The sequence below is a fragment of the Streptomyces sp. a15 genome (assembly GCF_059026085.1).
This window is the reverse complement of record NZ_JBWLKM010000011.1, coordinates 146138-161126: the sequence shown is the minus strand read 5'-3', so window position 1 is coordinate 161126 and position 14989 is coordinate 146138. Positions and strand designations below refer to the sequence as shown.

At 74.4% G+C, this 14989-nt stretch carries 1 protein-coding gene; it reads left to right on the top strand.

Features of this window, described 5'->3' with window-relative positions; translation table 11 throughout:
• Nucleotides 1-113 precede the first annotated feature (113 nt).
• A complete protein-coding gene (locus AC5P09_RS14895; RefSeq protein ID WP_493874346.1) occupies nucleotides 114-14189 on the top strand; it encodes an SDR family NAD(P)-dependent oxidoreductase in 14076 nt (4691 codons plus the stop codon).
• Nucleotides 14190-14989 lie beyond the last annotated feature (800 nt).

Below are 14989 nucleotides of genomic sequence, written 5' to 3'. Positions count from 1 at the left end.
GCGGCCGTACACCGGCCGCGTGTTCCGTCGTACGCCCGCATTGCCGGCCGTATCGCCCTTTTCGCCCGTACGGGAATCAGCCCGAGCCCGACGTCACGAGGACACCTCCCCAGATGCCTGCGAACGAGTCCCCGAAGCAGTCCGTCACCACGCCCGAGGGGGTGCGGGCGTGGCTGGTGTCCGCCGTGGCCGAGGCATCCGGGCTGGACCCGCTGGCCGTCGACCCGCACCGGCCGATCGCCGAATTCGGGCTGGGCTCACGGCAGTTGGTGACCCTGGCCGCGGAACTCTCGGAGCGGACGGGCCGGACCCTCGATCCGTCCCTCGTCTTCGACCACCCGACCGTCGCGGCACTCGCCGAGGCCGTGTTCGGCGACGCCCCGGCTCCTGCCGTCGCCGAGTCTCCGTCCGTGACGCCCGTGACTCCCGTACGCACGGACGACGACATCGCGATCGTCTCCATGGCCTGCCGCTTCCCGGGCGGCGCCGACGACCCCGAGGCACTGTGGCGGCTGCTGTCCGCAGGCCAGGACGTCGTCACCGAGGTACCGCCGGGCCGCTGGAACACCCAGGGCCTGTACGACTCGGACCCGGAGGCCACCGGCACGGCGTACTCCCTGCGCGGCGGCTACCTCAACGGCATCGACCGCTTCGACGCCGCCTTCTTCGGCATCTCGCCGCGCGAGGCCGCCGCCATGGACCCGCAGCAGCGGCTGCTGCTGCAGACCGCCTGGGAGACGATCGAGCGCGCCGGGATCGTCCCCGAGGCACTGAACGGCAGTTCCACCGGTGTCTACGTCGGCCTCTACGACAGCGGCTATCTGGCCTCGGCCCCGCTGGAACAGCTCGACGGGCACGTCGGCACCGGCTCGGCCGCCAGCGTGGCGTCGGGGCGCATCGCCTACACCCTCGGCCTCCAGGGCCCCGCGGTCACCGTCGACACCGCCTGCTCCTCCTCCCTCGTCGCCCTCCATCTGGCGGCGCGGGCGCTGGCGGGCGGCGAGTGCGACCTGGCGCTGGCCGGCGGGGCCACGCTGCTGGTGACCCCGCGCGGGCACGTCGAGTTCAGCCGGCTGCGCGGACTGTCGCCGTCCGGGCGGTGCGCGCCCTTCTCCGCCGGCGCGGACGGCGTGGTGTGGGCCGAGGGCTGCGGCCTGGTCCTGCTCAAGCGACTGGCGGACGCCCGCCGCGACGGGGACCGGGTCCTCGCGGTCGTCAAGGGCTCGGCGATCAACCAGGACGGCCGCAGCCAGGGCCTGAGCGCCCCCAACGGCCCCGCGCAGGAAAGGGTGGTGCGCGCCGCCCTCGACGCGGCCGGTCTCCGGCCCGACGACCTCGACTACGTCGAGACCCACGGCACCGGGACCCCGCTCGGCGACCCCATCGAGGGGCGGGCACTGGCCGCCGTGTTCGGCCCCGGCCGCCCCGCCGACCGGCCGCTCGGCATCGGCTCGCTGAAGTCCAACCTCGGCCACACCCAGGCCGCCGCGGGCATCGGCGGCGTCATCAAGACGGTACTGTCCCTCGCCCACGAGCAACTCCCGGCGTCCCTGCACGCCGACACCCCCACCGAACACGTCGACTGGCCCGACAGCGGCCTGACCCTGCTCACCACTGCCCGGAGCTGGCCCCGGGACGACGAGCGAATACGGCGGGCCGGCGTGAGCGCGTTCGGCATCAGCGGCACGAACGCGCACGTGGTGCTGGAGGAGGCGCCGCGGGAGCCGGCTCGGGCGGGCGGCGGGGAGCCGGAGCGGTGCCCGGTTCGGGCGAGCGAGGAGGGATTGCGGGGCCCGGCCGACGCCGACGAGGCGGCGCTGCGGGATCTGGATCGCCCGGGCGGGGAGTCGGGGCAGGTTCCGGCTCGGTCGGGTGCGGGGGTGTCGCGGGGCGTGGTTGGCCCGAGTGAGGGGGCGCTGCGGGATCTGGCCGGTTCGGGTGGGGAGTTGGGGCGGGGGCCGGTTCGTGCGGGTGTGGGGGTGTCGGGGGGCCCGGCCTGCCCGAGCGAGGAGGGGCTGCGAAACCCGGCTCGCCCGGGCGGGGAGTTGGGGCAGGACCCGGCTCGGCCGAGTGCGGGAGCGCCGCCCGGACACGCCCGGCCGAGCGCGGGGGCTTCGCCGAGCCCCGCCCGGGTGCCCGAGGAGACCCCGCCGGACCCGGTCCGTCCGAGCGCCGGCGACCGCCTCGCCCCGAGCCTCTTCCCGCTCTCCGCACGTACTGTCCCCGCCCTTCAGGGGCAGGCCGACCGGCTCCACCGGGCCCTCGCCGACGAGCCGTACGCGCCGCTGTCGTCCGTGGCCGCCACGCTGGCGCACCACCGCACGCACTTCGAGCACCGTGCCGTCGTGCAGGCGGGCGGCCGCGACGCGCTGCTGACCGCACTGCGCCGGCTGGCCGAGGGACAGCCCGAGCCGGATCAGATCGTCGGCCCCCAACAGGCCAGACCACACGGGAAGTTGGCCTTCGTCTTTCCCGGCCAGGGCTCCCAGTGGACCGGCATGGCCCGCGACCTGCTCGACAGCGACGCGGTCTTCGCCGACGAACTCGACCGCTGTGACGCCGCGCTGCGCCCCTTCACGACCTGGTCGGTCGCGTCCGTCCTGCGCGGCGACCCGGGCGCCCCCTCCCTGGACCGGGTGGACGTCGTTCAGCCGGTCCTCTTCGCCGTGATGGTGTCCCTGGCGGCCGTGTGGCGGGCCCGCGGCGTACGCCCCGACGCGGTGATCGGGCACAGCCAGGGCGAGGTCGCCGCGGCCTGCGTAGCCGGGGCGCTCAGCCTCAACGACGCCGCGGCCGTGGTCGCGCTGCGCAGCCAGGCCCTGACCGACCTGTCCGGCACCGGCACCATGGCCGTCGTCGCCCTCCCGCACACCGAGGTGACCGCCCGCCTCGCCGAGCACGACGGCCGTATCTCGGTCGCGGCCGTCAACAGCGGCCGGTCGACCGTGATCGCCGGTGACACGGACTCCGTGGAGTCCCTGCTCGCCGACCTCGACCGGCAGCAGGTGTTCGCCCGCCGGCTCGACGTCGACTACGCCTCCCACAGTGCTCAGGTCGAGCCGGTCCGTACGGCGATCCTCGACGAACTCGACGGGGTCACGACCTACCCGACCTCCGTCGCCTGGTACTCCACGGTCACCGGCGAACCCGTCACCGGGGAACTCGAGGCCGACTACTGGTACACCAACCTGCGCGAGCCCGTCCGCTTCGCGCCCACCGTCGAGCGCATGGCCGCCGACGGGTACCGCCACTTCGTCGAACTCAGCCCCCATCCCGCCCTGTTGACGGCCCTGCGCACGGTCGCCGAGGACACCGGCCACGACCTCATAGCCGTCGGCTCGCTGCGCCGCGACGAGAACGGCCCCGCCTGCCTCGACCGCGCCGCCGCCGAACTCCACGTCCACGGACGGCACATCGACTGGCGCCGCCTGGTGCCGGACACCGCCCCGGCGGACCTGCCGACGTACGCCTGGGACCAGCAGCGCCACTGGATCGAGCCCGCGACCGCCACCGGGAGCCCCGGCTTCTTCGACCGCGCGTCCCACCCACTGCTCGGCATCCAGCTCCAGTCCCCGGACGAGACCCGCTGGACGTTCCGCAACGAATGGTCGACAGCCACCGCCGACTGGCTGCCCGACCACACCGTGTTCGGCCGAACGGTGGTGTCGGGCACCACCCTGATGGAACTGTGCCGCGCCGCGCTGGCGGTGGCCCGCCCGGGTGACATCACCGACCTGCTCCTCCTCGCCCCCCTCACCCTGCCCGCCGTCGGCACGGTCGAGGTGTCCGTCGAGGTGACCACCGCCGGTCCGGTGCCGGAGATCACCGTGCACAGTCGCCCCCGCGGCGACGAGTCCCTCGGGTGGACGCTGCACGCCACGGCGTCGGCCGCAGAGCCGGCCTCCGCGACGGCGGGGCAGCCACCGGTGTGGCCGGAGACCGCCGACGAAGCCTGGAGCGAGCAGACGTACGAACGCCTGACCGGCCTCGGTCTGGGCTACGGCCCCTCCTTCCAGGGCGTACGGCAGGCCGTCACCACCGGCGTCGGCGAGCTCCTCGCGCGGCTCTCCCTTCCGTCCGTGGCCCGGGAAGCGGACGACCCCTACCCGGTGCACCCGGCGCTCCTGGACGCCGCGCTGCACGTCGCCGCCGCGTTCGACGCGTCCGAGGACCGGGTCCTGCTCCCGGTCGCGGTGGGCCGCTGCGTCCTGCCACCGGGCAGCGCCACCGAACTGACCGCGTCCGTACGGCGGACCGGCGGCTCGGGCACCGACGTGACCCTGGACGTGACGCTGTGGGACACCGACGGTCTCCTCGCGGGCCGCCTGGAGTCCGTACGACTGCGCGCGGCGAGCCCCGCGGACCTGCGGGGCGGTTCGGAGAACGGGCGGCATCTGTACGAGGTGGCGTGGACGGCGGTCGATGTGCCGGCGGCCGAGACGCCCGGCACGGTGGGGAGCGTCGTCGGTGACCGCGCCGAACCGCAGGTCGCCGAGGCCCTGAGCGGCCTCCTGACGTCAGGCGCGGGCACCGACGTTCGCGTACGGCTCTGGCCGCGCCCGGCGGCGGACGAGGAAACCGCCGCTGTCGCACAGGAGTTGGCGGCCACCGCCCTCGCCGAACTGCAGGCGCTGATCGCCCTGCCGGCCGAGGAGGCGCCGGCCCGGACCGTGTGGGTGACCCGGGGTGCGGTGGCGGCCGGCGACGGCGACACCGTGCCCGGTCTCGCCCAGTCGGTGCTCTGGGGCCTGGCCCGCAGCGCCCGCGCCGAGCATCCCGACCTCGGGCTCACCCTGCTGGACCTCGACGCATCGGATCCCGCCGCCGCTCTGACGGCCGCCGTCGCGTCCACGGACGAGCCGGAACTCGCCGTCCGAGAAGGCGTGTTGCTCTCCCCCCGGCTGGTGCGGGCCCGCCCGGTCGACGCGGCGAGCAGCTCGAACGAGATCCCCACCGACGGCACCGTACTGATCACCGGCGGACTGGGCGCCGTTGGCCGACACATCGCCCGCGTGCTCGCTGAACGCGGCGTTCCCCGTCTGCTGCTGACGTCTCGTCAGGGACCTGCGGACGCCCGAACCGCCGACGTCATCGCCGAACTGACCGCCCTCGGCGCCCAGGCGGAGGTGGCGGCGTGCGACATCGCCGACGCAGCGGCGGTGGCGGACCTCCTCGCCCGGGTCGGCGATGATCTGCCCCTGCGCGGTGTCGTGCACTGCGCCGGCGTCCTGGCCGACGGGATCGTCGCCGAACTGACCCCCGAGCGCCTCGCCCGGGTCCTGCGCCCCAAGGTCGACGGCGCCGCCCACCTGCACCGCCTCACCGCCGACCTGCCGCTCGACCTCTTCCTTCTGGTCTCCTCGGCGGCCGGTGTCCTCGGCAACCCGGGCCAGGCCAACTACGCGGCCGCCAACGCCTTCCTCGACCAACTCGCCCATCACCGCAGCGCCTTGGGCCTGCCCGGCGTCTCGGTGTCCTTCGGCGCATGGGCGGGCGAGGGACTGGCCGCCGCGCACGCGGACCTCGACCGCATGGCCCGCCTCGGCCAGCGCGCCCTCACCGCCGACCAGGGGCGCGACCTCGTCGACCTCGCCCTGCGCCGCAGCAGCCCGCACCTGGTCGCCTGGGCCCTGGACCTGCCGCGCCTGCGGAAGAACGCGGCCACGACGGACGGCCCGACGTCCGCCCTCTGGCGCTCGCTGCTGCCCGCGCCCCGCACCGGTCGTGACACCGGCCAGGGCCTCGCGGACCGCCTAGCCCGACTGCCCGAGACGGAACGGGCCGCCCGTGTCCTCGCCCTGGTCCGTGAGGAGGCATCCCTCGCACTCGGCATGCGCTCGGCGCAGGCCGTACGCCCCGACCAGCCGCTGCGCGACCTCGGCATGGACTCGGTGACGGCGGTCGAACTGCGCAACCGCATCAGCACCCGGCTGGGCACCAGACTCCCCGCCACCCTCCTCTTCGACCACCCCACACCGACCCGCCTCGCCGACCACCTCCTGACCACCGTCCTCGCGGCAACCCGCCGCACGGCCCCGGCCCGGCCGACGACCCGCCCGGCGACGACACCGGCGACCGACGAGCCCGTCGCCCTGGTCGCCATGGCCTGCCGCCTGCCCGGCGGCGTGAGCGACCCCGAGGGCCTGTGGGACCTCGTCACCCAGGGCCGTGACGCGGTCGGTCCGTTCCCCGCCGGGCGCTGGGACGTCGAGTCGCTGTACGACCCCGATCCGGAGGCGATGGGCAAGTCGTACGCCCGGGAAGGCGGGTTCCTCGACGACATCGAGTCCTTCGACGCGGGCTTCTTCGGCATCACCCCGAAGGAGGCCGCCGCCATGGACCCCCAGCAGCGACTCCTGCTGGAGACGACGTGGGAGGCGCTGGAACGCGCCGGCATCGTGCCGGCCCGGCTCGCGGGCAGCACCACCGGCGTGTACGTCGGCATGTTCGGCAGCGACTACCTGTCCGGCTCCCGGCTGGAACAGCTCGACGGATACGTCGGCACCGGCACCGCGCTCAGCGTCGCCTCCGGCCGGCTCGCCTACACACTCGGCCTGAACGGTCCCGCGCTGACCGTCGACACCGCCTGCTCGTCGTCCCTCGTCGCGGTGCACCTGGCGGCCCAGGCGCTGCGCGCGGGCGAGTGCGACCTCGCGCTCGCCGGCGGGGTGACCCTGATGGTGACACCGCAGACCTTCGTCGAGTTCAGCCGGCTGCGCGGACTGTCCCCGACCGGCCGCTGCCGCTCCTTCTCCGACGGAGCCGACGGCGCCATCTGGGCCGAGGGCGCGGGGATGGTCGTACTCAAGCGGCTCGGTGACGCTCGCCGGGACGGCGACGAGGTGCTGGCCGTGCTGCGCGGCACCGCCGTCAACCAGGACGGCCGCAGCCAGGGCCTGTCCGCGCCGAACGGTCCCGCGCAGGCACAGGTGATCAGGCGCGCCCTGGATCTGTCCGCGCTGGAGCCCGCCGACATCGACTATGTGGAGGCCCACGGCACCGGCACGACCCTCGGGGACCCCATCGAGGTGAACGCCCTCGCCGAGGTCTTCGGCGACGCCCGCCCCCAGGACCGCCCGCTGTATCTGGGCTCGCTGAAGTCCAACATCGGGCATGCGCAGGCGGCTTCGGGCGTCGCCGGGCTCATCAAGGTGGTGCAGTCGCTGCGTCATGAGACGCTGCCGCGCACCCTGCACGCCGGCCTGCCCAGCCGTCACGTGGACTGGGACGACAGCGGGCTGCGCCTGCTCCAGGAGCCGGTGCCGTGGCCGTCGTCGGCCGAGCGGCCGCGTCGGGCCGGGGTGAGCGCCTTCGGGATCAGCGGAACCAACGCGCACGTGATCGTGGAGGAGGCCCCCGCCCCGCGCGTCGAGGCCGAGCCCACGGCCCAACCCGCCCCGGGCGAGCGGCTGTTCGTGCTGTCCGGGCGCAACGACACCGCCGTACGGCAACAGGCCGCCCGTGTGGCCGGGCACCTCACCGAGGACACCGACCTGTCCGACGTCGCTCACACCCTGGCCCGGCACCGCAGCCACTTCGAGCGGCGCGTGGCACTCGTCGCGGGCGACCGGGACCAACTCCTCGCGGGGCTCGAAGCGTTGGCGGAGGGACGGACGCCGATTGCGCCGGTCCGGGAGGAGCACGCGGGCAAGGTCGCCTTCGTCTTCTCGGGCCACGGCGGTCAATGGCCCGGTATGGGTGAGCAGTTGCTCGCCGAGTCGGAGGTGTTCCGCGGCGAGCTGACCCGGATCGACGAGGCGGTGGGCCGGCACGCCGGCTGGTCCGTGCTCGACGTCCTGCGCGACCCGCAGGACACCACCCGCCTCGACCGGACGGAGATCCTCCAGCCGGTGCTGTTCGCCGTCAACGCGGCTCTGGCCGCCGCCTGGCGTTCCCTCGGCATCGCCCCGGACGCGGTGACCGGGCACAGCCTCGGTGAGATCGCCGCCGCGTACAGCGCGGGCGCGCTCACCCTGGACGACGCCGTGACCGTGGTGACCGGGCGGGCTCGGGCCGTCGTACCGCTGGCGGGCCGGGGCGGCATGCTGGCCCTGGAACTGGCCCGCCCGCAGGTTGAGGAACTGCTCACGCCCTACGCCGGCCGGCTGTTCGTCGCTGCGGTCAACAGCGCCCACTCCACGGCCGTCTCCGGCGACGCCGAAGCCCTCGCCGACCTGGCCCGACACCTGGAGGAACGGCGCATACCCGCCCGCCGGCTGTCGACCCCGTTCGCCTCGCACACCCCCTTGATGCACCCGTTGCGCGAGGAACTCCTCGGCCGTTTCGCCGCCGTCCGGGGCACCTCGACGCCGACCCCGCTGTACTCGACGGTCCTGGCCGAGCCGGTGCCCGGGGAGCGGCTGGACGCCGGGTACTGGTTCGCGAACCTCAGCGAGCCGGTCCGCTTCGCCGACACCGTCCGGCGGATGCTGGCCGACGGCTACCGCTACTTCGTCGAGCTGAGCCCGCACCCCTCCCTCGGCGCGTCGATCGAGGCCGTGGCGGCCGAGGAAGGCGTCGAAGCGATCGGCGTCGGGTCACTGCGCCGCGGGGACGGCGGACGGGACGCCCTCCTGCGCGGACTGGGGGAGCTGTACACGGCAGGGCACACCCCCGACTGGTCGGCACTGTTCCCGGCCGGGCGCCGCGTCGACCTGCCGACATACGCCTTCACCCGCGAACGCCACTGGCTCGCACCCGCCCCGACCAGCAGCGGCTCGCCGCTGATCGGCACCCACGTCGAGACCAGCGACGAACCCGACCGCCACCTCTTCCAGACCGACATCGACCTGCGCGACCCGCGCTTCTCCTATCTGACAGACCACCGGGTCACCGGCGAGGTCTGGCTTCCGGGCGCGGCCTTCCTCGGCATGGCCCTGGAGGCCGCCACCGCCGTGCAGGACGGCCGAGAAGTGCGGCTGGCCGACGTCAGGTTCGTACAGCCGCTGCGCCTGGACGCGCAGACGCCCGTACGGCTGCAACTCGTCCTCCAGCCGGCCGCGGACGGCTTCCGGGACTTCACCATCGCCTCGGCGGCCACGGGTGCACCGTGGGAGCGGCACGTGGTCGGCCGGATCTCGGTCACCGCACCGGAAGAGGACGCGGGCGAGGACCTCGCCGCGTGGCGCGAGCGGTGCGAGGAACAGTCCGACCTCCCGGCCGTCTACGCCGGTCTCACCGCCGTCGGCATCGACTACGGTCCCGCCTTCCGCGGCCTGGAGGAGGGCCGGCACGCGGCCGACGCGGCGCTCGGCAGGCTGACCCGCAGGCCCGCCGACGGCCACCTGCTGCACCCCGCCGTCCTCGACGCCGCGTTCCACACCGCCGCCCTGCCCGGCGACGCACCCCAGGGACGGGCGTTCGTCCCCGCCGGAGTCGGCCGGCTCCGCTTCACCGGACGCGGCACCGCACCCGCCTGGGCGACCTGCACCCTGCGCTCGACGGCCGGAGACACGGCCACCCTTGACCTGCGCCTCTACGACGAGGACGAACAACTCCTGCTGGAGGCCGAGGAGTTCGTACTCGCCACCCTCTCACCCCTGGACGGGGCACTGTTCGAAACCCGCTGGCAGCCGCGTCCGGCCGCCAAGGAGCCGCCGACCCGCGGCAGTTGGCTGATCCTGGCCGACGGGACGGGCGTGGCCGACGCCCTCGGGGAGCGGCTGCGCTCCGCCGACGTGCCCCATGTGATCGCCCGCAGGGGATCGACGTACGCCATGGAGAGCCCGGGCCGTTATGTCCTCGAGCCGGCCGATCCGGGCCAGCTGGCCCGACTCCTCGACGAGGCCTTCGCCGACGCACCGCCCGAGCGCGTGGTCCAGCTGTCGGCGCTCGACGCCCCGCCCGTCGAGGACGCCGGCACGGCACAGCGGGCAGCCCGGCTGTGCTGCCTGAACACCCTGCACCTGGTACGGACGTTCGCCGACCGGGCTCAGGGGCCCGCACCCCGCCTGTTCGTCGTCGTACGGGGCAGCCAGGCCGCCGGTGGCAGCACCCGGGTCACCCACCCCGAGCAGGCGCTCGCCTGGGGCTTCGGCCTCGCCGTGGCCCAGGAGCACCCGGAACTGTCGACCACACTGATCGACCTGCCGCCCGCCGACGGCGTCGACGCCCTGTGGACACAGCTGCGGCACGCCGACGACGAACGCCTCGTCGCCCTGCGCGGCGACAGCCGCCTGGTCCCGCGCCTGACCCGCACCCGCCCCGACGACGGCGGCCACGGCGAGATCACCCCGGACGGCGTGTATCTGATCACCGGCGGTCTGGGCGGCCTGGGCAGGGTCGTCGCCGAACGACTGGCGGGCCGGGGCGCCCGCCGACTGGCCCTGCTGAGCCGCGGCACGCCCACGGAGGACGCCGCGAGCTGGATCGGGGAACTGGAGGAGCGCGGGATCACCGTGCACCTCGCCCGCGCCGACGTCGCCGACCGGAAGAGCCTCACGGCCGCCCTGGACGCCGTACGACACGAGGCCGGGCCCATCGCCGGAGTGGTCCACGCGGCCGGAGTGCTCGACGACGCCACCGTCGCCAACCTGACCGACGAACGCGTCCTGCGCGTCCTCGCCCCCAAGGTCCTCGGCACCGCCCTGCTCACCGAACTGGTCCCGGAGGCCGACAGCCTCGCCCTGTTCGCCTCGGCCGCCGGCCTCCTCGGCTCGGCAGGGCAGAGCCCCTACTCGGCGGCCAACGCCTTCCTCGACGCCTGGGCCCACCACCTCTCCCGCACCGGCCGCCGGGCGCTGAGCCTGGACTGGGGCGCCTGGGCGGGCGTCGGCATGGTCGCCGCGTCCGGCACCCGGGCCGCCGAGACCGGCCGGTCCGGGCTGGTCGCCTTCTCCCCGCAGGAGGGCGGCGAGCTGTTCGACCGCGTGCTCGGCACCGAGCGCCGCCAGCTCGCGCCCCTCGCCCTGGACTGGGAGCTGCTGGCCCTGGACCCGGACGCGGCACGCACCCGCCCGATCCTCGCCGACCTGGTCGGCGCCCCGGCGCCCACGGCCGGCTCCGACGATCTCGTCAAGAGCGTGTTCGCGGCGACGACGGACCACGAACGCGCCGAACGGCTCGAAGCGTACGTACGGGCCCGCGTCGGCCAGGTCGCCGGCGGAGCCGTGGACGTGTCCGCGACCACGGCCCTCAAGGAGCTGGGCCTGGACTCCCTCATGCTCGTTCGTCTGCGCAACGCCTTCGCCCGCGAACTCGGCGCCGAACTCCCGGCCGCCACCGTGTTCTCGGCGTCCGACATCCGCGGTCTGGCCCGCGCCCTGGCCACCGCGCTGCCCGAGGGAGAACGCAAGCACCAGCCGGCCGAGACCGTCGCCGAGGTACCCGAGACCGCACTGCGGCCCGCCACCCGTGACGTCGTACGACTCCTGCGCAGCGCCCAGCCCGGCATGCCGGACGCGGCCCACGCGGTCGGCCTCGCGCTACGGCTCACCACGCCGACCGGCCAAGACGCCCTCACCGGCATCCTCGACCGGCTCACCGCACGGCACGCGGCACTGCGTACCGCGATCGTCACGGGCCCGGAAGGCGGGCGACAGCTGCTCGTCGAGCGGGAGTTGGCGCGGCCCGTGCTGCGCTGGACGACCGTCACCGACGGGACTCCCGATGCCGCCGACCGGCTGCGCCGGCTGCTGGAGCCACCGTTCGACCTGACGACCCCGCCGCTGTGGCGGTTCGAGCTCCTCGATGCCGGTGCCCAGGGACAGACTTTGGTCTTCGGCGCGCACCACGCCGTGAGCGACCTCCAGTCGCTGCTGCTGGTGGCCGGGGAGATCGACGCCGAGCTGTCCGGAACCGCACTGGGCGACACGGTCACCAACCGCGACATCGACCTGCTGATCAAGGCCCAGCAGGCCGGCGAGCCCGGCGCCGGCGCGGCCGAGTGGCGCGAGGCGTTCCAGGGCAGTGCCCGGCTCGACCTGACGCTCGCCCACCCCCGTCCGGCGACGCGGTCGTACCGCGCCGGCAGCGTGACCGTGACGATCCCCGACGGACTCATGGAACGCGTGGCCGCGACCGCGAGCCGACTCGCCGTCACCCCCGCCGCCTTCTGCCTGGGCACCCTGACCGTCCTGCTGGCCAGGCTGCGGGAGCGGGAGCGCTTCGTGCTCGCCGTGCCCGTGGACACCCGCATCCACGCCGACGCGTTCGACGCGGTGGGCTTCTACGGCGTCCCGGTCCCGTTCCCGGCCGAGGCCCGGGCGGACGAACGCATCGAGGACGTACTGCGCCGCACCGACGGCCGCCTCGAGAAGATCCTTGCGAAGGGCGCGATGTTCTCGGACGTGCTTGCGACGCTTGCCAAGCAGGGCCTGTATCGGGCCAACGCGCCGCTGGTGGAGGTGTACTTCAACTACGTGCGCTCCGGCGCCGGCCGTCTCACCCACCTCGAGGTCCTGCCGGCCGGGACCGGCTACTCCGACCTCGACCTGATGATCACCATGACCCCGGACGCGGGCCGCATCCGGCTCGACCACAACCTCGACATCCTGGACGCGGCGAGCGCGGAAGAGCTGGGGGAGGAGCTGGTGCGGTTGTTGGAGGAGACGGCCGTGGAGCCGACGGCACCGGTGCGGACGACGACGGCGTCCGTTGTCGCGCACGGCACGCTCGCCCTCGCCGCCACCTTCGCCCTCGGCAACCTGCCGGTGCTGTACGAGGCGGCGGTCGACGAGGACGCGCAGGACGGCGGGCCGACGGTCGCGGAAGCCCCGTACCACCACGTGCTCGCGAGCCTTCAGGATCCGTCCGGCGCGTTCGCCGATCCCGCCATGGCGGTGGGCACGGTGCTGCTGCGGGCGGCGGACTTCGAGCGGTTCGGTCCGGTGGACGACGAACTGCTCGCCGAGCTCCGCACCGCCTATCCCGCCGCGCTTCGTGCCCTGGCGGAGCGCACCCGAAAGCCGCTGATCGTCGGCTTCCTGCCGTGCGGGCGCACAACGGACCGCTTCACCCGCTGGGAGCGCGAAGTCGCCGCCGAACTCGCCGAGTTGCCCGGCATCGCGGTGCTCGGCCCCGACGACTGGACCCGCCACCACGAGGTCGACGAACGCTTCGACGAGCGGACCGAACGGCTGGCCCACCTGCCGTTCACCCCGCACTTCCAGGCGGCGGTGGCCCTGCGCCTCGCCGAAGTCGTACGGGCGGTCCGCCGGCCCGCGCCGAAGGTGATCGCGGTCGACGGCGACGAGACCCTGTGGGGCGGCGTCGCCGGGGAGATCGGCCCCGAGGCGGTCGACCTCGCCGGTCCGCGCGCCCTGTTCGCCCGCCGACTGCTGCGGTGGCGGGAGGCGGGCACGTTGCTGGCGCTGGTCAGCAACAACGACGAGGACACCGTACGGGCCGTCCTGGACCGCCCCGACAGCCTGTTGAAGGCCGAGCACTTCAGCGTGCTCTCCGCCACCTGGGGACCCAAGTCGGGCCGCCTGGCGGACGCGGCCCGCACGCTCGGCCTAGGGCTCGACAGCTTCCTCTTCCTCGACGACAACCCCGTGGAGATCGCCGGCGTCCGCTCCGCACTGCCGCAGGTGCTGTCGCTCACCTGCCCGCCGGCGGACCGACTGGAGGAGTTCCTCGGCCGGTTGTGGCCGCTCGTCTCCGCCGCGACGACCGCCGAGGACACCCTGCGGGCCCGGTTCTACGAGCAGGAACGGGAGCGGGACGCCGTACGCGAACAGGCCGGTTTCGAGGAGTTCCTCGCGCAACTGGAGTTGCAGGTCGACATCCGGGCCCTGGCCGTGGCGGACTTGCGACGGGCCGAGCAACTCGTGCGCCGCACCAACCAGTTCACCCTCCGCGCCCGGTCGGCCGACGGCGGCGACCTCGCCCGGTGGCGGGAGCACGGCGAGGTGTGGACGGCCGCCGCGCGCGACCGGTTCGGCGACTACGGCCAGATCGGCCTCCTCGCCGTACGCGCCGACGGCGACCGGCTCGACGTACTGGCCTGGCTGATGAGCTGCCGCGCACTCGGCCGGGGCGTCGAAGAACGCCTGTTGCAGTGGCTCGCGGACCGCGCCGAACAACTCGGCTGTACCAAGATCCGGCTGACGGCGGAACGGACCGCACGCAACGTACCGGCCCGGCGTCTGGTGGCCGCGCTCGGCGGGGGCGACCAGGACGACGAGCGACTGGAGACCGTGGTCACGCCGGAACAGCTTCGGGGGTTCCGGTCGTGGCGGCAGCGGTGACGGGCCGGTAGCGGTGAGGGGATCGGCAGCGGTGATCGGACCGGTGGCCGTGTGGGAAACGACAGCGCACATCATGAAGGGCACTCATGCGTGAGGTGAACGAGGCCGCGGCGGCCCATGCCGTACAGCGGGCCACCGCCGAGGCGATCGAGCGGGGTGGGACGGGACTCAGCGTGAGCGAGCTGCTGGCGAAGGTGGCGCGGGCGACAGAGGGGGCGCGGGCGGCCGACTCGGCGGGGCCGGATGCCGGTACGCAGTCCGGGTCCGGGGGTGGTCCAGTGCCGGGTGTGGAGCCTGCGCCCGGTGTTGAGCCCGGGGTCGGTATGGAGCCTGCGCCTGGCATGAAGCCCGGGGTTGGCGTTGATGCCGCGCTTGGCAGTGCCCCCGCACCCGGCGTTGAGCCTGCACGCGGCGTTGCGTCTGGGCTGAGCGCTGCGTCCGGGCCGGGCGTCGATGCCGCGCCCGGTGTTGAGACGGCGCCCGGCAACGTCCCCGAGCCCAGGGTTGCGCCCGCGCCCGGCATGGGGTCTGCGCCCAGCACTGAGTTTGTGCCCGGCAAGGTGTCTGCGCCCGGCGTTGAGCATGCACCCGGTGTTGAGTTCGGGGTTGGTGTGGAGTCGGCGCCCGGTAATGTCCCCGAGCCCGGGGTTGCGCCCGCGCCCGGTATGGGGCGCGCGCCCAGCGCTGAGTCCGTGCCCCGCAAGGTGTTCGCGCCCGGTGTTGAGGCCGCGCCCGGCATTGCGTCTGGGCCGGGGGTGGAGGTCGTGCTCGGGGTTGAGTCGGCGCGCGGTAATGTCCCC

What these genes read in the sequence shown, in the direction of transcription:
- AC5P09_RS14895 (WP_493874346.1), top strand. Translation starts at nt 114, where the DNA reads ATGCCTGCGAACGAGTCCCCGAAGCAGTCCGTCACCACGCCCGAGGGG.